Source organism: Nonomuraea sp. NPDC049141, from assembly GCF_040648415.1.
In the GTDB taxonomy this organism is placed as follows: Bacteria; Actinomycetota; Actinomycetes; order Streptosporangiales; family Streptosporangiaceae; genus Nonomuraea.
Map to the genome: position 1 here is coordinate 150,227 of NZ_JBEZDR010000023.1, position 19,551 is coordinate 169,777.

Genomic DNA, 19,551 nt, shown 5'->3' on the forward strand with positions numbered 1-19,551 from the left:
TGGGGGTTGAGCCGTGGATCTCCACCCTGGGGTGGAGGCACTGGCACTTCCGACGAATGGGCGGCGTGCGGGCGCGGCAGGAAACGCGCCCGCACACCACGATCACCGCAGCGCCGCGATCACGCGGTCCGAATCGAGCGGAGTCACCACGATCACGCGGCTCCATGGTCCGGAGATCCGGTGATCCGCATCCGGTGGTCAGCTGGGCCCGCGAGCAGCGTCGTGATCATCGCAGTATCGAGTACAGCGCCGACGTGAGTGAGGCCCGGGAGTCGTCCTCGTCGATTGACCACATCATCGACCCGCCCAGCCCCTTGAGCCGGATGTAGGCCGCCTTCTGCAGCATCACCTTCGGATCGTCGTACGACCAGAACTCGTTCCCGTCGTACAGCCACAACGTCCCCGTGCGCAGGTCCCGGTACCGCTTGCCGGGCTTGGTCACCAGGTCCTTGTAGTCCTCCGTCCCCGCACCCCACTTGCCCGGCGCCGGTCCGGTTGCGGGCTTGTAGAGGCCGTCGCCGCCGGCCGTGACCCCGGTCCAGCCCTGGCCGTACGCGGGGACGCCGACCACGATCTTGTTCGCGGGCGCGCCGCGTGACAGGTAGTCGCTTACGGTCTGGTCGACGCTGTACCGGGTCGGGTTCGGGTCGCGCCGGTCCGTCAGCAGGTTGCCGTTGTGGCCGGTCTGGAGTTCCCAGCTGCCTCGCAGGTCGTACCCCTGGACGGTGGCGAAGTCGAGCTGCCTGAACACCTGCTGCACCTCGAACCCGGCGTCGATCTTGGCAGTCGCGGCCGGCAGGAAGGCCGTCAGCTGCGACGACGCGGAGAACGCCCGCAGCCGCGACCGTAGTTCCGTCGCGAAGAGGGTGTAGTTCCGCTTGTCCTCGGGCCTGATGACGTTCCCGTCGGCGCCGGACGAACCGGGCCATTCCCAGTCGAGGTCGATGCCGTCGAACACCCCGGCCCCGGCACCCGGCTCCAGCCCCGGCAGGTTGCCACGCAGCCACAGGTCGACGCACGATTGCGCCAGTTTCGCGCGTGACTCGGGAGTGAGGACGGCGTCGGAGAAGTGGCCGGATCCGGTCCAGCCGCCCAGAGAGATCAGCACCTTTAGCCCTGGGTGCTTGGCCTTGAGCTTGCGCAGCTGGTTGAGGTTGCCGTTCAGGGCCTGCCCGGGCGCGTCGGCCACGCCGTCCACGCTCTGCTCGGCGGGCACCGGGCGCTGCCAGTCCGCCCAGGGGTCGGCCGAGTAGCAGGTTCCCTCGGCGTTGACGAAGCCGAAGGCGTAGTTGAGGTGCGTCAGCTTGGCGGCGGCGCCGCTGGCCTCGACGTCCTTGACGTGGTAGTTGCGGCCGTAGATGCCCCACTGGATGAAGTAGGCGACGCGTTTGAAGCCGGTATGGGCTTCAGCGGGCACGGCTACCGCTGACAGGCCCAGGAGGAGTGAGAGTGCGATCAGGATCTTCTTTTTCACAAGGTGTCTCCAGATAGGAAACTTTCCTAATAATTTCTCCGGATCGTAGAGCCGCTGGATCAGGCAGTCAATGGCAACGGGCAGACTGGAGGCGTGCCATCCACCCTGCCCGACGGCGACGCCGCGCCCCCGTCCGGCGACCTGCCCGAGAGCGCGCTACGCGGCCTCGGTGAGCGTCCGTTCGGCTTCTACGTGCACGTCCCGTTCTGCGTGACGCGCTGCGGCTACTGCGACTTCAACACCTACACCGCCGCCGAGCTTGGCCCCGGTGCGTCGCATCGTGACTACGCCGACACGGCCATCGAGGAGGTACGGCTGGCACGGCGCGTCCTCGGTGACGTGGAGCTCCCGGTCGAGACGGTGTTCTTCGGTGGCGGCACGCCCACTCTGCTGCCCGCGGAGGACCTCGGCCGGATCCTCGGCGCGATCGACGCGGAGTTCGGGCTCAAGGCGGGCGCCGAGGTGACCACGGAGGCCAACCCCGAGTCGGTCGACCCTGCCTACCTCGGCAGGCTGCTGGACGGCGGCTTCAACCGGGTCAGCTTCGGCATGCAGAGCGCCAGGGAGCACGTGCTCAAGGTGCTCGACCGGCAGCACACGCCGGGCCGGGCGGCGCAGGCCGTACAGGAAGCCAAGAAGGCGGGCTTCGAGCACGTCAACCTGGATCTGATCTACAGCACGCCCGGGGAGTCCGACGACGACTGGCGGGCGTCGCTGGAGGCGGCGATCGCCGCCGAGCCCGACCATGTCTCCGCCTACTCACTGATCGTGGAGGACGGCACGCGGCTGGCCGCCAGGATCAGGCGCGGTGAGCTGCCGATGCCCGACGACGACGTGGCCGCCGACCGCTACCAGATCGCCGACTCGCTGCTGGCGCAGGCCGGGTTCCGCTGGTACGAGGTGTCCAACTGGGCCACCGGCGACGACGCGCGGTGCCGGCACAACCTGCTCTACTGGACCGGCGGCGACTGGTGGGCCGCCGGCCCCGGCGCGCACAGCCACGTGGGCGGCACCCGCTGGTGGAACGTCAAGCACCCGGCCGCCTACGCGCAGCGTCTGGCCGCGGGCACTTCGCCCGCGCACGCGCGCGAAGTGCTCGCCGACGACGACCGCGACGCCGAGCGCCTGATGCTGGAGCTCCGGCTGTCGTCCGGCTATCCGGTCGCCGACGTCGCTCCGGGCGCGCGTACGGCCGTCGCGGCGGCGCTGGGCGGCGGACTGCTGGAGCCGGAGCCGTTCAAGGCGGGCCGGCTGGTCCTCACCCTGCGCGGGCGGCTTCTGGCCGACGCGCTCGTACGCGATCTGCTCAGCTGACCATGCGGATGGAGATCGGGTAGCGGTAGTTCTCGCCCCTGTTGGCGGCGAGGGCGGCCTGGATGTGGAAGATCAGCGACACGATCCAGATGATCGGGAACAGGAAGATCCCGATGATGATGATGCTCAGCGCGCCCGCGACGATGTAGCCGATGAACATCGTGATCTGGAAGTTCAGTGCCTCGGCCGACTGGTCGCGGACATAGGGGGACTCGTCCCGCTTCATCAGGTAGATGATCAGCGGACCGATCCACGAGACGAGCAGGCCGAGCAGGTGGGCCAGCATGGCCATCGTGGTGTCGTCGCTGCCCGGACGCGGGCCGTAGACGCCGGGGACGTGCGGCGGCCGCTGCTGCGGGCCCGCGTAGCCGTACCCGGGCTGCTGGTAGCCGGGCGGCGGCGTGGGCGGCTGCCCGTAGGCGTAACCGCCCTGTGGCCCGGAGCCATAACCGGGACCTGACCCAGGCCCGGGACCGTAACCGGGTGCGGGACCTGACCCAGGCCCGGGACCGTAACCGGGTGCGGGACCAGATCCGGGCCCGGGACCGTAACCGGGCTGAGCCCCGTACCCCGGCTGCGAGCCGGGCTGGGCGCCATACTCCGGTTGTGGGGGTTCGGGGTTGATGTCCGACTGCGAGATGCGCCGCGTGGCATCGTCGTCCGGCGGTGGCTGCGGGGGATCCTGGCTCATGACGCCTCCGTAACGAAGTCGATCAGTTCCTCGACCCGGCCGAGCAGCTCGGGCTCCAAGTCTGTGTAAGCCGACACGGCGCCGAGGATCCGCCGCCACGCGTCGGCCGGTTCCACCCGCCAGCCCAGGGCGGCGATGACGCCTTCCTTCCATGGCACCCCGCGCGGTACGTCCGGCCAGGCCGGGATCCGCACCACGGAGGGCTTGACCGCCTGCCAGATGTCCACGTACGGATGCCCCACGACGAGCACGTGGGGCGAGGTCACCTGAGCGGCGATCCGGCTCTCCTTGGAACCCGGGACGAGATGGTCGACCAGCACACCCAGCCTACGTCCCGGCGAAGGGCCGAACTCGGCCACGATCGCGGGCAGGTCGTCGACACCCTCCAGGTACTCGACCACGACGCCCTCCACCCGGAGGTCGTGGCCCCAGATCTTCTCCACGAGGGCGGCGTCGTGCACCCCTTCCACGTAGATGCGGCTCTCCTTGGCCACCCTGGCCCGCAGCCCCTCCACGGCTATCGAGCCGGACGCGGTACGCCTGGGCCCGGCGGCGGGCGTGGCGGCCGGGCGTACGAGCGTCACGACCTTGCCGTCCAGCAGGAACGCGGCCGGCGCGAGCGGGAACAGGCGGCGTTTGCCGAAGCGGTCCTCCAGCGTGACGGCCTCCTTGTCGCAGGCCACCACGGCGCCGCAGAAGCCGCTCTCGGCGTCCTCCACGACCAGATCGAGTTCGGCGGGCACCTGGGGGATCTTGCCTTTGCCCGGCCGCCGCCAATTCCCCGCGAGAACATCACCCTCGTACACACGGGGACCGTAGCAAATCACCCGCCCGACGCAAGGCGCTTGCGGTGAGAGCTGCGGCGGGTCACGACCATGATCGTCGTGATGATGGCGGCCAGCACGCCCAGCCCCGGGATCACCACCAGCGCCGCCACGCCGCCCACCAGGCCGCCCGCGGAGGCCACGAGGTCGCGGCCGACGCCGAAGCGCGCGCTCGCCGGCTCCTGGGTCGCGCAGGTGAGCTGGTAGTCGCCCTTGGCCGGCGCGTTGACCACGAGGATGAGCTGCCACTTGGTGGCGCCCTCGGAGACGGTCTCGGTGCCGGAGACCTTGGCGAGCTTGGCCTGGCCGGAGCCGCCGTCGATGCGGCACGTGTAATGGACCTGGCTCGTGCTGGACAGGTACACCGCCGGCTTGTCCGCCGGATCCAGCGGCACGGTGATGCTCTCGCCTGCCGCGAACGTCTTGGACGGAGCCGCCGCGGTCACCGTGTTGAACACGCCGCCCACGAACAATCCCACCCCGGCCACCACGCTGAGCAGGGCCAGCCCCCACGCGACCGCGATCCACCGCATCCGCGGCCTGATCTGCTTCGGGTCAACCTGCGGGCCGGACCGCTGCGGCATCCCGTAAGGTCCTGGCTGGTACGGCTGCCCGTAGGGGCCGGTCTGGTAGGGCTGCTGGCCATACTGGGGCTGGCCGTACTGAGGTTGACCGTACTGAGGTTGACCGTATTGCGGCTGACCGTATGGGGGCGGCGGCGGAGGGCCGTACTGGGGAGGCTGACCCTGGTAAGGACCCTGGCCCGGCGGCGGACCGTAGGAAGGGGGCTGGGAATCGTCGGTCATATCGGCCAGTGTGAGCCCTATGGGCGGCCACTCGCTAGCACCGGCGTTATCGCACCTTGTGGGCGAGAGCCGTACACTTGGCACTCGGGAACACAGAGTGCTAGACCTGTCGTTTCTTGAAAGGCACAGGTAGGAGGTGAGCGCGTGCTCGACGATAGAAAGCTGGCGGTGCTCCGCGCCATTGTCGAAGACTACGTGTCCACCAACGAGCCGGTGGGCTCCAGGGCCCTCGCCGAACGCCACAACCTGAAGGTCTCCCCGGCAACGGTCAGGAACGACATGGCCGCGCTGGAGGAGGAGGGCTACATCACCCAGCCGCACACCAGCGCGGGCCGCGTGCCGACGGACAAGGGCTATCGCCTGTTCGTCGACCGGCTCTCGCAGGTCAAGCCGCTCTCCGGGGCGGAGCGCCGGGCGATCGAGACGTTCCTCGCGGGCGCGGTCGACCTCGACGACGTGGTCACCCGCACGGTGCGGCTGCTCGCGCAGCTCACCAGGCAGGTCGCGGTCGTGCAATACCCGACGCTGACCCGTTCGACGGTCCGGCACGTCGAGCTCGTGCCGCTGCACGACCGGCGGATCATGCTCGTGCTGATCACCAATACGGGCCGCGTCGAGCAGCGCGTGGTCGAGCTGCCCGAGGTGGTGGAGGACACCCGCATCGCGCACCTGCGTGCGGTGCTCAACGCCTGCCTCGACGGCTGCGGCCTGGTCAACGTGCCCGAGTTGGTCGCCGACCTGCCGGAGCGGCTGCCCGTCGAGGACCGTCCGGTGGTGGCCACGATTCTGTCGGTGCTGCTCGAGACACTCGTCGAGCGCCACGACGAGAAGATCGTGTTCGCCGGTGCGGCCAACCTCGCCGGAGCCGACTTCTCGACCGGGCTGCGCGACGTGCTCGAAGCACTGGAGGAGCAGGTCGTGCTCATGCGGCTGCTCGGCGAGACTTCCACAGACACCCCGTCCACGCTCACCGTGCGCATCGGTTCCGAGAACCCGTTCCTCCGTGGCACGTCGATCGTCGCAACCGGATACGGTTCTGGTGACAACGAACTGGCCCGGCTCGGCGTGCTGGGTCCCACGAGGATGGACTACCCCGTGACGATGGGCGCCGTGCGCGCGGTGGCACGCTACGTCAGCCAGATCCTGGCTGCATCATAAGAGGTCGATAAGTGGCAAACAGCGACTACTACGCCACCCTCGGGGTGCGCCGTGACGCCAGTCCGGAAGAGATCAAGAAGGCCTACCGCAGGCTGGCCCGCGAACTCCACCCTGACGTCAATCCGGACCCCGCGACCCAGGAGCGGTTCAAGGAGATCACGCAGGCCTACGAGGTCCTGTCCGACGCGAACAAGCGCCAGATGTACGACCTGGGCGCCGACCCCTTCGGCGGCGCGGCCGCGGGCCAGGGCGCGGCCGGCTTCGGCGCGGGCTTCCCGTTCAGCGACATCATGGACGCCTTCTTCGGTACGGCCGGCGGCGCCCGAGGCCCCCGCTCGCGGGCCAGGAGAGGGCGCAACGCGACCATCCGCGTCGAGCTCGACCTGCGCGAGACCGCGTTCGGCACCACCCGCGAGCTGGTCGTCGACACGGCCGTGCTCTGCGAGGTCTGCCAGGGCGCGGGCGCCGCGTCGGGCACCCACCCCGACACCTGTGACATGTGCAACGGGCGTGGCGAGATCTCCCAGGTCACCCGGTCGTTCCTGGGCCAGGTCATGACCTCCAGGCCGTGCCCCCAGTGTGGCGGCTTCGGGACGATCATCCGGCACCCGTGCCAGGAGTGCTCGGGCGACGGCCGTGTGCGCACCCGCCGTACGATCAAGGTCCGCATCCCCGCGGGCGTCGAGGACGGCACGCACATCCAGCTCGCCGGTGAGGGCGAGGTCGGCCCCGGCGGCGGCCCGCCCGGAGACCTCTTCCTGGAGATCGTCGAGCGCCCGCACGAGATCTTCGAGCGGCGTGGCGACGACCTGCACTGCACGGTCCAGATCCCGATGACGGCCGCCGCGCTCGGCACCAACCTCGCCGTGGAGACGCTCGACGGTTCCGAGGAGGTCGACGTGCGGCCGGGCACGCAGTCGGGCCAGGTCATCACGATGTACGGCAGGGGCGTGCAGCGGCTCAACGAGACGGGCCGCGGCGACCTGCTCATCCACGTCAACGTGGAGACTCCGCTGCGGCTCGACGAGGCGCAGGAGGAGCTGCTGCGCGAGCTGGCCAAGCAGCGTGGCGAGGAGCGGCCGCCCGGTAAGTTCGCCCCGGGGACACAGGGGTTCTTCTCGCGGCTGAGGGACGCCTTCAACGGCCGCTGACCCGTCGTGGCACTAGAAGCTTGCGCGGGAGGGCCACCCGGGCGGTGATGCCGTGTGGCGGCGATGCGTCGAGCCACACCCGCGCGCCGAGCCGCTCGGCCAGCCTGCCGACCACGTAGTGGCCGAGATAGCGGGTGGGGGCGGCGAAGAAGCGCCGCTCGCCGCGTAGCCGGGCGTTGGCGGCGGCGCGCTCGCCCTCGGTCATGCCCACGCCCTGGTCGACGATCGCGATGTGACACTCGCCCTCCCGGGTGCTGGCCCGGATCTCCACCTCTGTGTCGGGGGCCGAGCAGGTCAGCGCGTTGTCGACCAGCTCGGTCACCAGGTGCGCGATCTCCGCGACGACCGTGCCTCTTAGCATGGCGTCGTCGACTTCGCCCAGCACCGCGCGGCCCGACCCGGCCGCGGTCACCGCCGAGCGGAGCACGTCGCGTACGGCGACGGGATCAGGCGGGCGGCGGGGACGGCCGGTGGCGGGACGGTGAGGCTCATCGGATCCGGGATCCGTCCTGTCCGGGGCCTTGCCGGCGAGCCGGCGCGGCGCCGAGCGGGCGATCGTGGCAGGGACGGTGAGCAGGACGGTCAGCCGGGTCTTCAGCGCGCACGGCCAGCGCCGCGTGCGGCGGGTGTTCCTGGACATGAACGTCATCAGAACCACCCGTGGATATCCGGGCGTTCACGCCGGGGAGAGAACGGGAGCGGGAAGGTCCTTGAGGGCTTGAGCGTGCCCTGAGGTTCGCCGTTCAGTGGTGTTCTCCTGCCTTGTGGTGTAGCCGTAGCCGTCGGCTCTCTGGAGCAGGCGGATGTTTGGCGGGTGCCGGTTGCGGTGGTGATGTCGAAGGATCCTTTGGTGCGGACGGCGACGTCCGGTGTGCTCGACCTGCAACGGCGTACCCGCCGCGCCGCAGTACGCGCAGGTCCGGCCCCATTTCTTCAGCAGGTACTGGCGGATCTCGTATCCGGCCAGCGTCCCCTGCTGGTATTCGATGCCTTCCAGCGGCTTGCCCGCCGACATGGCGTGTGTGTCGAAGGAGACGCGCTCGACGTGGACGGCGCGCACGGGTGCCCACCGTCTCAGCCGGGCCAGCCACGACAGGGTGGTGTCCACCCGGTGTTGGAGGGACGGCGCGAGCCAGCCTTTGGGTCTGGTGCGGTTGAGGAATCGAGGAGCGCGGTAGCGCAGCTTGCGCGACCTCCTGCCGCGCCGGTACTGCGAGCGGGCGGCGAGCTTGTCGCGGATCTCCCCTCGCCCAACTTCCACACCGGGTGCGCGACCTGCCGCGCATCCGTGAGCCGTTTCGTACCCACCCTCGGGCGTGTCTGCTCCCACGGATTCCAGAGCAGCGAACTGAGGAAGCATTCGCTGGTGGGTCTGCGGTCCTGCGTGAAAGGTAGCCATCCGGATTACACCTCCAACGGTGATGACTAGGGCTGGTCAACGCGGGGCTTCAAAGCACCTGGCGGCACCTCAAGCCTTCTCCTTCAGGAGGGGGTCGTTGACCGCTCTGACCCCTCGTAGAGTGACGTCAGGAAGGTGCGATCTCGGCCAACCTTAATCGTTTCGTGATCGCTTGACTACTAGACGTGAAAAACTTTGGGGTGATCGCCGGTGACCGTGCCGGTTTTCCTGGCCCCCGGCCTCGCCGACCTCGGCGGGCCGGAGCTGGTCCTCGACGGCCCCGAAGGGCGTCACGCGGCCTCCGTCCGGCGCCTGCGCGCGGGCGAGCGGCTCGACCTGACGGACGGCGCCGGTACGGTCGCCGAGTGCGTGGTGCGTGAGGCGCTGAAGGACGCGCTCAGGCTGGACGTGCTGGGCCGCTACGCGGTGCCGCCGCCCGAGCCCCGGCTGGTCGTCGTCCAGGGGCTGCCCAAGGGCGACAGGGGCGAGCTGGCCGTCGAGATGATGACCGAGGCGGGCGTCGACGTGATCGTGCCCTGGGCGGCGGCTCGCAGCGTCACCCAGTGGAAGGGCGACAGGGCGGCCAAGTCGCTGGCCAAGTGGCGTGCGACGGCCCGGGAGGCGGGCAAGCAGGCGCGCAGGTTCCACCTGCCGGAGGTGGCCGAGCCGGTGTCCACGGCCGGGGTCGAGGCGCTGCTCGGCGGGGCGGCGCTCGGGCTCGTGCTGCACGAGGAGGCCGCCGAGCCGCTGTCGGGCGTGGCGTTGCCCGCCGGGGGCGACGTCGTCGTCGTGGTGGGGCCCGAGGGGGGTGTCTCGGACGCGGAGCTGGCCGGGTTCAGGGCGGCGAAGGCGGTGCCGGTGCTGCTCGGCCCGACGGTGCTGCGTACCTCGACGGCGGGGGTGGCGGCGGCGGCCGTGCTCCTGGCCCGGACCGGTCGCTGGTAAGGCCGTCCACCGCCCCTTACGGGGTGGAGATCACGGTGTCGCCGAGCGGGCTGGCGAAGGTGTTCGGCGTCGTGTCGACGTCATCCGGCGGGCACTCCTCGGCCGGGCAGGTCGCGGCGGGCGTGCTCGTCTCCGGTGAGGACGGCTTGGGCGTCGGGGTCGGTGTCGCCTCGTCCGTGGGGCAGTCCTCCGGCGGCTGCTCCTCGACCGGGGTCGGGCACTTGGTCGGCGTCGGCGTAGGCGTCGGGGTCGCCTTGGGTGTCGGCTTGCTGGTGGACTTGGCGGTCTCCGAGGCGGGCAAGGGCGCGGAGGTGACGGGGTCGGGCACCACGGCCGGGGGATCGTCCGGCGGCCGGGTCGGCTTGGGTGAGGCCGGCCGGCTGGTCGAGGAGTTGGCCGGCGGCTTGGACGTGAAGTCCTTCACCGGCTCGATGGTGTCCTGCTGCATGACCTTGTGCCGCAGGTCGGGAATGACCATCACGATCGTGCCCGCCACCAGCACCGCGCTGGCGGCGGCGGCGCCCGCTCGCCACCAGAACAGGTTGCGCACGCCGCGCCGCTCGATGCGGGCGCGGATGATCTCCAGTCCTTCCGGCGAGGGCACGACCGTGTCCGCCTCCGCGCGGAGCACACGGCGCAGGACGTCGCCGTACTCGTCGGGGGACTGGGTCATGACATTTTCTCCAGGACGGATCGCAAGGCGGCCATGCCACGAGCTGTGTGGCTCTTGACCGCACCCTTGCTGATGCCCATGGCGTGGGCGATCTCAGCCTCGGACAGATCACCGTAGTAGCGAAGGACGAGTGCCTCTCTCTGACGTGTTGGCAGGGACCTTAGCGCTTCGATGACGGCGGTGCGTTCGAGCTCGCCGATCGCGCCGTTCTCGGCGCTCGGAGCATCGGGCAGGCCTTTGGGGGCGTACTTCTCGACGACCGCGCGGTGACGCAGCACGGAACGGGACCGGTTGACGACGGATTGCCGCAGGTAGGCAAGTGCTTTGTCGGGATCGCGCAGTCTACGCCATGCGCCATGGATGGCGACGAACGTGTCCTGCACGACTTCTTCCGCGGTTGCCATGTCTCGCACAAGCAGCACCGCGAGACGCACTAATGACCGAAAATGCGCGCTGTACAGCGCGGTCACGGCCATGTCGGCGTCCCACCCGACCGGCACCGCCCCCAGCGACCTGTCGGCCAAGAGGGTTTCGGTGGTCACATCATTGGGACGCGCGGCCTTCCCAGAGGGTTTACGCTCTTGCGGTTCCTTAGGGGGCATTACCCAGTCGTGTCCTCGCCAGGTGGCCTCGCCCGACCCTGAATCGTCTTATTTTTCGGCAGTCTTGCACACTAACCCTAACCGCGTGGATCTTCAGAAGCACGGCACGGCGGATTACCGATTCGCAACGGAGACAGGGGGTTCCGTCCGATCTAGGATCAAGGCAGAATGTCGCGCCCTTCATCGCACGACAAGACCGCCCCTGAAGACCCGTGGGGGTGGCTCAAGGACGTTGCCGCCATAGTGACGCCGCTCTGGGCCTTCCTGGGGGCTGTCGCGACGCCGCTGCTGGAGATCGGGCTTGGGGCGTTCATCGCGGCCGTCGTGGCGATCGTGATCCTGACCGTTCTCGTGGTGGTGGTCCAGCGCGGTGTCCGGCTCGGCCGTATCGGGAGGGCCGTAGTCTGGCTCGGCACCACGCTCAGGGCGTTTTTCCGCGGGGTGTGGAGCCTGATCGTGTCCCCCGTCAAGTGGATCGCGAAGGGGGTCAGGAAGCGGGCGGACCCTCTGACCGCGGGCGCGGCCGGATTCGCCGCCGGGGTGCTCGCGGTCGTGCTCGTGCTGGCCGGTACGTCGGCGGTGCGGCTCGGGCTGGGCTGGGTGACCTCCAGCCCTTGTGGCCAGCCGTTGGAGCTGCGCGCGCTCACCTCGGCCGAGAACGTGGTGGGGTTGCGGGAGGCGGGCCGCCGCTACGCCAGAGAGAGCGCCGACCTGCGCGGCTGCCCGCGCGTGCGGTTGTCCGTGACACCCCAGCCGCCGCTCGCCACCATGGCCCGGGCGGCCAACAGGGACTGGAACGACCCCGTCTCCTGGAACGGCAAGGACTACCGCGCGCTGATCGCGCTCCACCCCGACATCTGGCTCGCCTCCAGCGCGGCCACCGCGGACTACCTCGAGCGGGCCTTCGCCAATCTCGGGCAGGTGAGGTTCGACAGGATGTCCCCGGTGGCCACCTCCGCCCTGGTGGTCGCGTTCACGCCCACGCTGGAGCGGCGGCGGGGCACGCAGTCCCTGCCCACGAGCCTGCCCGGCCTGCGCAAATGGCTGAAGAGCGTCAAGGCGCCCCTGGCCAGGCCGCGCGCCGACCTGTCGGAGATCGGGCTCATCGCGAGCAGCGGGCTCTACGGTTCCGACACCTCGCAGGACATCGCCGACGAGATCGCCTATACCCCGCCCGATCTGCCGCTCTCCGACGCCGCCGGCCTTCTCTGTGACGTTCGCGACCGCTTCGACACCGAGAAGGAGTCGCTCGCCATGATCGTGCCCGAGCACCTCGTCTACGCGGTCAACAAGCGTCAGGTCCTGGGCGCCTGCGGCCCGGGTCACCAGGGCCCGAACCTGTCCTGGTCCCCGCTCACCGAACTGCCCGCCCTCAGCTACCCGTTCGTCCGCCTGAAGTGGGCCAACCAGTGGAACGAACGGCGTGAGCAGGCGGCGATCGACTTCCATGACTGGCTCGCCCAGGACAAGCTCTCCGAGTACGGCTACCGCGACCCGGCGGGTGTGTTCCACCGCAACGAGCCCATGCCGCTCGGCAAGGCGCTGCCGTCGCGGAAGGCGGACAGCGGCGCATCGGCCAAGGACGGGCCTGGCGACCCGATCGCCGGCCTGATCGACCGCCTCGGCAAGGCGCATCCGGAGACTTCGCTGCTCCTGCTGGTCGACGAGTCGGGCTCGATGGACAACCCGATCACGGGCGGCACCGCGCTGCAGACGGCAAGTTCCGGGGCCAAGACCCTGCTCAGACGGCTGCGTGACAGCCCCGACACGGTCAAGCTGGCCACTTTCTCCTCTCCTGGCGGGGCCGGCCAGACCGTGGTCACGGGCATGGACCAGGTGAACAGGCGGCTGGGGACGCTGGCCGTACACGGGAGTGACGCTCCGCTCGGGGATGTGCTGGCGCTGGCGGCGCCCCAACTCGAGGACGCCCCGAACCCGGTCATCGTCATGCTGACCGACGGCGGCAGCCAGTCGGGCGACCTCGGCAAGACGGTGGCCGCACTGGCGAAGGTGCAGGGGCTCAGGATCCGGCTGCTGCTCACCGGCGAGCAGGAGTGCGGCGCGCCGCACATCAAGCGGCTGCTCGCGGCGGTCGGCGAGCTCATCCGATGCGCCCGCATCGGGTCCGACCCCGCGACGCCGTACCAGGATCAGGTCAGCGAGGTAGACAAGGAGCTGACGAAGCTGTGGCGGGAGAGTCCGTGACGGCGAGGCGGGTGGCCGCCGCGGGCGCGATGGCGGGGGCACTGTTCACGTTGGGGGCGGTGGTCGTCGCGGACCGGGCGACGCCCGCGGAGGAGTGCGTGGACGATGGCGTGATCAGGGTCGCCACCGGCGACGACGTGAGCGTCGGCGGCGCGCGCAGGGCGCTGATCAGCGGCTGGCGGGACACGCCCGTCCTGCTGATCGAGATCTCCAGGGTGGCCGATTTCAAGCACGACGAGATGATGGCCGCGGCCCAGTCCGACCCCTGTCAGACCTATGACCTGCTGATCATCGACAGCGCCTCGACGCCCGAGTTCGCCGCCGCCGGCCTGCTCAGCGAGATCAGACCCGAGGACATACCGTCCGGTCTGGTGCGGCAGGCGAGTGAGAGCGGTCAGTGGGACGGCAAGCAGTACGCGTTGCCGTTCGCGTTGGACGTGGGGCTGCTGTACCGCAGGGACGAGCGGGTGCCGGAGAGCTGGGACGAACTCTGGCAGGCGGCGCGCGTCGCCAGGGTCGATTTCCCGCACGGCGGGTACCTGGCGCAGCTCGCCGACTACGAGGGCCAGACTGTGGGGTTGCTCGAACTGCTGAGGGCCGACGGCGCCGCCGTGGTGGACGACGACGGTGAGATCGTGCTCGGCCGGCCGCCCAACAACCAGCGGGCGCTCAACGCGTTGCTACGGATGCGGCAGGGGCAGCGCGACCAGACGCTGGGGGACTCCTGGTCGGACAAGGAGGCGGAGAGCCTGGCCGCCTTCGCCGAGGGGGGCGCCGGGTACCTCCGGCACTGGCCGTACGCGGATCTGCAGTTGATCTCTGGCGGCAGGGTGCCCTTCCACGTGTCGAAGCTGCCGGGCCCGGCGACGCTCGGCGGCTCGAACCTCGCCATAACCGCCAGATCCAACAAGTACGACCGCGTACTCAAGTTCGTGAAATTCCTGCTTCGGCCGGACAACCAGCAGGCGCTGTTCGCGTGTGGTGGCTACGCCCCGGTCGTCGAGGCCGCCTACGAGGACGTGCGGGTCTGTCCCAGGGAAGCCGAGGACGGGACGGCGGTCGTACCGTCGGAGAAGGACCTGCGAGAACTGGCGACCGCGATCAAGGACTCGCTGCCGACGGCCGCGCGGCCCAAACTGGAGCACTACACCCAGTTCAGCGAGGTGTTCCGGCAATGCGTGACGAAGTATGTCCACTCCGCGGAGGATCCGACCCTCGACGACATCCAGATGATCGCCGACCGGCTGGAGGCGGCCAAGCTGGGCAGGACGGAGAGGAGCGAGCCCTGTGGGTAAGGTGCTGCCTGTGACCGACTGCCTCTTCTGCAAGATCGTGGCCAAGGAGATTCCGGCCGAGATCGTCCTTGAGAACGACAGGGCGCTGGCGTTCCGCGACATCAACCCGCAGGCCCCCATGCACGTGCTGGTCGTCCCGAAGGAGCATCACGCCGACGCGGCCGCGCTGGCCGCGGCGGACGACGGCCTGGCCGACGACGTGCTCAAGGCCGCGCACGCCGTGGCCGTGCAGGAGGGCGTGGCCGAGGGCGGCTACCGGGTGGTCTTCAACACCGGGCCGGGGGCCGGGCAGACGGTCTTCCACGTGCACGCCCACGTGCTCGGCGGGCGCGCTCTGACGTGGCCGCCCGGCTGATCCGCCCCGGTGATATTGACGCGAGCAATCGGCCTGGTCCCGGCTACGATGGGCGGAGAAGTACACCCGAACAGACCGGGAGGCATCAGGCCGCTGGCCTGCCCATGTCCGAACTACATGAATCCCGAAGAACGGCACCTCCCTCGCGCACTCAAGCCAAGGTGCTGATACCGGACGAATACCCAATGGTCAGCCTCCTGGGCTCCCGCGACGAGTTGCTGCGCGTCATCGAGGGTGCGTTCAGGGCTGACATCCACGTGCGTGGCAACGAGATCACCGTCACCGGCAGCCCCGACGAGAGCGGCACCGTGGTGCGCCTCTTCGAGGAGCTGGTGGAGGTGCTGCGCAACGGCGGCGAGCTGACCCCCGACGCCGTCGAGCGGAGCATCGCCATGCTGCGCATGACGTCGGACCGCCCGGCCGAGGTGTTGTCGCTCGACATCCTGTCCTCACGCGGCCGGACGATCCGCCCCAAGACCGTCAACCAGAAGCGTTACGTCGACGCCATCGACCGGCACACGGTCGTGTTCGGCATCGGCCCCGCGGGCACCGGCAAGACCTACCTCGCGATGGCCAAGGCCGTGCGGGCGCTGCAGGAGAAGCGGGTCAACCGCATCATCCTGACGCGGCCCGCCGTCGAGGCGGGGGAGCGGCTCGGCTTCCTGCCGGGCACGCTCTACGAGAAGATCGACCCCTACCTGCGCCCCCTGTACGACGCGCTGCACGACATGGTCGACCCCGACTCGATCCCGAAGCTGATGGCGGCGGGCACGATCGAGGTGGCACCACTGGCGTACATGCGTGGTCGCACCCTCAACGACGCCTTCATCATCCTCGACGAGGCGCAAAACTCTTCGGCCGAGCAGATGAAGATGTTCCTGACCAGGCTCGGCTTCAATTCCAAGATCGTGGTGACCGGTGACGTCACGCAGGTCGACCTGCCCTCGGGCACGGTCAGCGGCCTGCGGGTGGTGCAGGAGATCCTCGACGGCATCAACGACATCCACTTCTCCCGGCTGACCAGCGCCGACGTGGTACGCCACAAGCTGGTGAGCGAGATCGTCGACGCCTACGGCCGCTACGACGCGCTTCAGGAGCCGAACCAGATCCAGCACCGGGGGAAGCGGCGATGAGCATCGAGATCAACAACGAGTCGGGCGCGGACGTCGGCGAGCAGAATCTCGTCGAGCTGGCCACCCACGTGCTCGGCGAGATGGGCATCAACCCGCTCGCCGAGCTGTCGATCGTGGTGGTCGACGAGCGCACCATGGCGGAGCTGCACGAGAAGTGGATGGGCGAGCCGGGCCCGACCGACGTGCTCGCCTTCCCCATGGACGAGCTGCGACCGGGCGGCGGGGCCCGCGGCGACGCCGACACCGCCACCGACCCGGCGCTGCTCGGCGACGTGGTGCTCTGCCCGCCGGTGGCCGTCCGGCAGGCGGAGGAGGCCGGCCACAGCGCTCAGGACGAGCTGGAGCTGCTGTGCACGCACGGCATCCTCCACCTGCTCGGCTACGACCATGCCGAGCCTGAGGAGCACAAGGAGATGTTCGGCCTGCAGGCCCGGCTCCTCGAGTCGTGGCGGGAGGTGCGCAGCCCGCGGTGAACGCCTGGTTGCCTCTGGCCATCGCCCTCGTGGTGATCGGTGGCCTGATCGCCAGTGCGGAAACGGCACTGACGCGCATCTCCAGGGTGCGTGCGGAGGAGTTCGTACGCGAGGGGCGCCGCGGCGCCCTGCGGCTGCGGGCCATCGTCAACGACCCGCCGCGCTATCTCAACCTGCTGCTCCTGCTCCGGCTGAGCTGCGAGCTGATCGCCACGGTGATCGCGACGCTGCTGTTCATCGATCTCATGCACGACCAGGGCTGGGCGTACGTGTGCGCGGCCGCCGTCATGATCGTGGTCAGCTACGTGATCGTCGGCGTCTCGCCGCGTACCCTGGGCCGCCAGCACGCCGAGCCGATCGCGCTGGCCGGCGCTCCCATCGTCTACGGCCTGACCAGGATCTTCGGCCCGCTGCCCAAGCTGCTCATCCTGCTCGGCAACGCGCTGACCCCCGGCAAGGGGTTCCGCGACGGCCCGTTCACCTCCGAGGCGGAGCTGCGCGACCTGGTCGACCTGGCCGAGGAACGGCGGATGATCGAGCCCGACGAGCGCGAGATGATCCACTCGGTCTTCGAGCTGGGTGACACGCTCGTACGCGAGGTCATGGTGCCCCGCACCGACATGGTCTTCATCGAGCGGGGCAAGACGCTCAGCCAGGCGCTGTCGCTGGCGCTGCGCAGCGGCTTCTCCCGCATCCCCGTCGTGGGCGAGAACGAGGACGACGTCATCGGCATCGCCTATCTCAAGGACATCACCCGCAGGGTGCACGAGTCGGGCGAGGACGGCGGCGAGGAGAAGGTCGAGTCGATCATGCGCCCGGGCACCTACGTCCCCGAGAGCAAGCCGATCGACCAGCTCCTGCGCGAGATGCAGGCCAGGCAGAGCCACCTGGCCATCGTCATCGACGAGTACGGCGGGACGGCCGGCCTGGTCACGATCGAGGACGTCCTCGAGGAGATCGTGGGCGAGATCGCCGACGAGTACGACCGCGAGGCGCCCCGCGTCGAGGAGATGCCCGACGGCGGGGTCAGGGTCACGGCCCGGATGCCGGTCGACGAGCTCGCCGAGCTGTTCCACACCGAGATCGAGGTGGACGACGTCGAGACCGTCGGGGGCCTGCTCGCGCACGCGCTCGGGCGGGTGCCGATCGCGGGCTCCGAGGCGGAGGTGGCCGGGCTCCGGCTGACCGCCGAGAGCCTCGCGGGGCGGCGCAACCGGATCAGCACCGTGGTCGTCCGCCGGGTCGTCCCGCAGGCGGGTGACGTGGTGCCCGCCGCCGCGGAGCAGGACTGACGGGGCGCTGACCGTTTTGAGAGAGATGTGGCAAGTGTTCTACAAGTCTGTTGCAAGCGGCCTGCGCCAGTCTTGATCTCGACACCCGGTGCGGTGGGTGTCACTGGGGAAGCATCCGAACGCCGGGTGGGGTTCGCGGCGTGAGGATGCCCCCTGGGGGGGACGACAACGTCTCGGTCAGCTAGCCGATCGTGACGTTGCTCGGCGTAAAGGGGGTTCTCGTTCAGGCGAGGACCCCCTTTTGCGTTTGGGGCTTTGTTGATGACTCTGGTGGATTGCCGTATTCGTCGCCCGGGGACATCGCGGTCCAGGGGGAATCATGGAACGCGTGATCGTTGTCCTGGCCATCGTGTGCGGGCTCCTTGCCGGATGCGGCGGACCGGTCGAGAGTTACGTCGATGCCCAGGCCACGGCCCGGCTGCGTGAGGTGCTCAACAAGAACCCGCGGCTGCCCGACGGCTTCTCGGCCCGGTCGGAGGAGCCGTGGCGGGTGCCGTTCACACCGGCGGACCGCAACTGCCGGGCCGTACTCGATCCGGCGGCGGGCCGGGCACCCGGGCGGGCGCTGACGGCGCAGGCGGCGGCCAGCTTCGAGGGGGACGAACTGGGCGAGGTGGCCGGGGTGGGCCTGGCGCGCTACGCGGGCTCGGAGGCCGCGGGGCACATCGACGACCTGGCCGACGCGCTGGAGGCGTGCCGCACCGTGCGGTCGGGCGGCGGCACTCGGCTGCGGCTGACGATGCTGCCGGTCGAGGACGTGGGCGACGAGGCCGTGGGCGCGGAGCTGCGCGGGCGGTTGAACGGTTACCCGTACGCGCTGGACGTGATGCTCGCCCGCTCGGGCGACACGCTGGTGTCCGTCGTGCACACGGGCATCGCCAAGGTGGACACGGAGCGTACGCGGCAGGTGCTCAGCGCCGTCGTCGGGATGGCCAGCGCCTAACCTAGAGCACGTGACTCTCGATCCAGAAGACAGCAAGATCATTACGCTCGCGCGGGCGGCCAGGGCGCGCAACGGCTCCGTGGAGGGCGCCGCCGTACGCGACGAGACCGGGCGCACCTACTCGGCCACGAACGTCGCGCTCTCCTCGCTCACGCTCTCCGCGGTGCAGGTGGCGGTCGCCACGGCCGTCTCGAGCGGCGCGCAGTCGCTGGAGGCCGTCGCGCTGGTCACGGCGGGCGACGGGCCGAGCGCCGCGGACGAGGCGGTGGCCGCCGAGCTGGGCATCAAGGCGCTGCTGGTGGCCGGGCCCGACGGCACGGTGCGGGGCTGACATGCCGATCTCGCCCCATCTGGCCGGGGTACGCGCGAAGGTCGGGTCCGACCTGCTGATGCTTCCGTCGGTCAGCGGCTTCGTGTTCGACTCCGCGGGCAGGGCGCTCATGGCGCGGCACGGCGACGTGGGCCTGTGGGCCTCGCCCGGCGGCGGCGTCGACCCCGACGAGCGCCCCGAGGAGGCCCTGGTCAGGGAGCTCCAGGAGGAACTCACCATCGACGTCGCCGTACGTGGCCTGATCGGCGTGTACGGCGGGCCCGAATTCCGGACCGTCTACCCCAACGGGCATCAGTGCGCGTACGTCATCGCCGTGTACGGCTGCGTGATCGAGTCGGGCACGCCCACCCCCGACGGCGACGAGATCACCGACGCCCGATGGGTGACCGAGCCGGAGATCGCCGGCCTGACCACGACCGCCTGGACACCGCTGGTGGTGCCCGAGGCGTTTGCCTGGTGGCGTCACCAGGGAGTTTGATAGGCCACA

21 protein-coding genes are annotated in these 19,551 nt (G+C 69.8%); 13 read left to right on the forward strand and 8 right to left on the reverse strand.

Features of this window, described 5'->3' with window-relative positions; genetic code table 11:
* Positions 1–226 precede the first annotated feature (226 nt).
* The gene (locus AB0B91_RS48870) at positions 227–1,474 is read right to left on the reverse strand and encodes a glycoside hydrolase family 18 protein (RefSeq protein WP_358336437.1); all 1,248 of its coding nucleotides are present in this window, start codon (positions 1,472–1,474) and stop codon (positions 227–229) included.
* Positions 1,475–1,567: 93 nt separating this feature from the next.
* On the opposite strand from AB0B91_RS48870, the gene hemW reads away from it, so the two are divergent.
* On the forward strand, positions 1,568–2,788 hold the full coding sequence (hemW, locus tag AB0B91_RS48875) for a radical SAM family heme chaperone HemW (RefSeq protein WP_358336440.1): 1,221 nt from the start codon (positions 1,568–1,570) through the stop codon (positions 2,786–2,788).
* Here the strand turns inward: hemW and AB0B91_RS48880 are convergent.
* From AB0B91_RS48880 to AB0B91_RS48890, 3 genes are read right to left on the reverse strand one after another with little or no spacing between them, the layout of a single operon-like run.
* A complete protein-coding gene (locus tag AB0B91_RS48880; protein ID WP_358336443.1) occupies positions 2,781–3,479 on the reverse strand; it encodes a DUF4870 domain-containing protein in 699 nt (232 codons plus the stop codon). The genes hemW and AB0B91_RS48880 overlap by 8 nt on opposite strands.
* Positions 3,476–4,285: a DUF3097 domain-containing protein gene (locus tag AB0B91_RS48885; RefSeq protein WP_358336445.1), complete on the reverse strand. Its 810-nt coding sequence runs from the start codon at positions 4,283–4,285 to the stop codon at positions 3,476–3,478. The genes AB0B91_RS48880 and AB0B91_RS48885 overlap by 4 nt, the downstream gene beginning before the upstream one ends.
* Before the next feature lie 17 nt (positions 4,286–4,302).
* The gene (locus AB0B91_RS48890) at positions 4,303–4,887 is read right to left on the reverse strand and encodes a hypothetical protein (protein WP_358336448.1); all 585 of its coding nucleotides are present in this window, start codon (positions 4,885–4,887) and stop codon (positions 4,303–4,305) included.
* A 366-nt stretch (positions 4,888–5,253) separates the two neighbouring features.
* Between AB0B91_RS48890 and hrcA the strand changes: the two genes are divergently transcribed.
* Together hrcA and dnaJ are read left to right on the forward strand one after the other, a co-directional pair.
* Positions 5,254–6,267, forward strand: coding sequence for a heat-inducible transcriptional repressor HrcA (gene hrcA, locus AB0B91_RS48895; protein WP_214638424.1), 1,014 nt, complete (start codon positions 5,254–5,256; stop codon positions 6,265–6,267).
* 11 nt (positions 6,268–6,278) lie between these two features.
* Complete coding sequence (gene dnaJ, locus AB0B91_RS48900) at positions 6,279–7,418, forward strand: molecular chaperone DnaJ (protein ID WP_358336451.1); 1,140 nt, start codon at positions 6,279–6,281, stop codon at positions 7,416–7,418.
* Here the strand turns inward: dnaJ and AB0B91_RS48905 are convergent.
* Both AB0B91_RS48905 and iscB read right to left on the reverse strand, forming a co-directional pair.
* On the reverse strand, positions 7,405–8,058 hold the full coding sequence (locus AB0B91_RS48905; RefSeq protein ID WP_358336453.1) for an ATP-binding protein: 654 nt from the start codon (positions 8,056–8,058) through the stop codon (positions 7,405–7,407). The genes dnaJ and AB0B91_RS48905 overlap by 14 nt on opposite strands.
* 36 nt (positions 8,059–8,094) lie before the next feature.
* Positions 8,095–8,679: an RNA-guided endonuclease IscB gene (gene iscB, locus AB0B91_RS48910; RefSeq protein WP_358336456.1), complete on the reverse strand. Its 585-nt coding sequence runs from the start codon at positions 8,677–8,679 to the stop codon at positions 8,095–8,097.
* A gap of 348 nt (positions 8,680–9,027) precedes the next feature.
* Here iscB and AB0B91_RS48915 point away from each other — a divergent pair, with 348 nt between their 5' ends.
* Positions 9,028–9,762, forward strand: coding sequence for a 16S rRNA (uracil(1498)-N(3))-methyltransferase (locus AB0B91_RS48915; RefSeq protein ID WP_358336459.1), 735 nt, complete (start codon positions 9,028–9,030; stop codon positions 9,760–9,762).
* 16 nt (positions 9,763–9,778) lie between these two features.
* Here AB0B91_RS48915 and AB0B91_RS48920 read toward each other — a convergent pair whose 3' ends face one another.
* The gene (locus AB0B91_RS48920; RefSeq protein WP_358336461.1) at positions 9,779–10,435 is read right to left on the reverse strand and encodes a hypothetical protein; all 657 of its coding nucleotides are present in this window, start codon (positions 10,433–10,435) and stop codon (positions 9,779–9,781) included.
* Positions 10,432–10,911, reverse strand: coding sequence for a SigE family RNA polymerase sigma factor (locus AB0B91_RS48925; protein WP_214638568.1), 480 nt, complete (start codon positions 10,909–10,911; stop codon positions 10,432–10,434). Before AB0B91_RS48925 ends, AB0B91_RS48920 begins: the two co-directional genes overlap by 4 nt.
* A 294-nt stretch (positions 10,912–11,205) precedes the next feature.
* On the opposite strand from AB0B91_RS48925, the gene AB0B91_RS48930 reads away from it, so the two are divergent.
* The 9 genes from AB0B91_RS48930 (at position 11,206) to AB0B91_RS48970 (ending at position 19,542) form a co-directional block, all read left to right on the forward strand.
* The gene (locus AB0B91_RS48930) at positions 11,206–13,242 is read left to right on the forward strand and encodes a vWA domain-containing protein (protein ID WP_358336464.1); all 2,037 of its coding nucleotides are present in this window, start codon (positions 11,206–11,208) and stop codon (positions 13,240–13,242) included.
* On the forward strand, positions 13,224–14,537 hold the full coding sequence (locus AB0B91_RS48935; RefSeq protein WP_358336466.1) for an extracellular solute-binding protein: 1,314 nt from the start codon (positions 13,224–13,226) through the stop codon (positions 14,535–14,537). Before AB0B91_RS48930 ends, AB0B91_RS48935 begins: the two co-directional genes overlap by 19 nt.
* 4 nt (positions 14,538–14,541) lie before the next feature.
* Positions 14,542–14,892, forward strand: a complete 351-nt coding sequence (locus tag AB0B91_RS48940; RefSeq protein ID WP_358336619.1) for a histidine triad nucleotide-binding protein — start codon at positions 14,542–14,544, stop codon at positions 14,890–14,892.
* A 104-nt stretch (positions 14,893–14,996) separates the two neighbouring features.
* On the forward strand, positions 14,997–16,025 hold the full coding sequence (locus AB0B91_RS48945) for a PhoH family protein (RefSeq protein WP_219527553.1): 1,029 nt from the start codon (positions 14,997–14,999) through the stop codon (positions 16,023–16,025).
* Positions 16,022–16,498 carry an rRNA maturation RNase YbeY gene (ybeY, locus tag AB0B91_RS48950; protein ID WP_358336468.1) on the forward strand — a complete coding sequence of 159 codons (477 nt, stop codon included), beginning with the start codon at positions 16,022–16,024 and terminating at the stop codon, positions 16,496–16,498. Before AB0B91_RS48945 ends, ybeY begins: the two co-directional genes overlap by 4 nt.
* Positions 16,495–17,790 carry a hemolysin family protein gene (locus tag AB0B91_RS48955; RefSeq protein WP_358336471.1) on the forward strand — a complete coding sequence of 432 codons (1,296 nt, stop codon included), beginning with the start codon at positions 16,495–16,497 and terminating at the stop codon, positions 17,788–17,790. The genes ybeY and AB0B91_RS48955 overlap by 4 nt, the downstream gene beginning before the upstream one ends.
* A gap of 319 nt (positions 17,791–18,109) precedes the next feature.
* On the forward strand, positions 18,110–18,733 hold the full coding sequence (locus AB0B91_RS48960; RefSeq protein ID WP_358336474.1) for a hypothetical protein: 624 nt from the start codon (positions 18,110–18,112) through the stop codon (positions 18,731–18,733).
* A 10-nt stretch (positions 18,734–18,743) separates the two neighbouring features.
* Entirely contained in the window at positions 18,744–19,064 is a 321-nt protein-coding gene (locus AB0B91_RS48965; RefSeq protein WP_358336477.1) for a cytidine deaminase, read from the forward strand.
* A 1-nt stretch (position 19,065) separates the two neighbouring features.
* Entirely contained in the window at positions 19,066–19,542 is a 477-nt protein-coding gene (locus tag AB0B91_RS48970) for an NUDIX domain-containing protein (RefSeq protein WP_358336480.1), read from the forward strand.
* Positions 19,543–19,551 lie beyond the last annotated feature (9 nt).

What these genes read in the sequence shown, in the direction of transcription:
- AB0B91_RS48970 (WP_358336480.1), top strand. Translation starts at nt 19,066, where the DNA reads ATGCCGATCTCGCCCCATCTGGCCGGGGTACGCGCGAAGGTCGGGTCC.
- AB0B91_RS48930 (WP_358336464.1), top strand. Translation starts at nt 11,206, where the DNA reads ATGTCGCGCCCTTCATCGCACGACAAGACCGCCCCTGAAGACCCGTGG.
- AB0B91_RS48920 (WP_358336461.1), bottom strand. Translation starts at nt 10,435, where the DNA reads ATGACCCAGTCCCCCGACGAGTACGGCGACGTCCTGCGCCGTGTGCTC.
- AB0B91_RS48925 (WP_214638568.1), bottom strand. Translation starts at nt 10,911, where the DNA reads ATGGCCGTGACCGCGCTGTACAGCGCGCATTTTCGGTCATTAGTGCGT.
- ybeY (WP_358336468.1), top strand. Translation starts at nt 16,022, where the DNA reads ATGAGCATCGAGATCAACAACGAGTCGGGCGCGGACGTCGGCGAGCAG.
- AB0B91_RS48890 (WP_358336448.1), bottom strand. Translation starts at nt 4,887, where the DNA reads ATGCCGCAGCGGTCCGGCCCGCAGGTTGACCCGAAGCAGATCAGGCCG.
- AB0B91_RS48880 (WP_358336443.1), bottom strand. Translation starts at nt 3,479, where the DNA reads ATGAGCCAGGATCCCCCGCAGCCACCGCCGGACGACGATGCCACGCGG.
- AB0B91_RS48945 (WP_219527553.1), top strand. Translation starts at nt 14,997, where the DNA reads ATGTCCGAACTACATGAATCCCGAAGAACGGCACCTCCCTCGCGCACT.
- AB0B91_RS48905 (WP_358336453.1), bottom strand. Translation starts at nt 8,058, where the DNA reads ATGTCCAGGAACACCCGCCGCACGCGGCGCTGGCCGTGCGCGCTGAAG.
- AB0B91_RS48960 (WP_358336474.1), top strand. Translation starts at nt 18,110, where the DNA reads ATGGAACGCGTGATCGTTGTCCTGGCCATCGTGTGCGGGCTCCTTGCC.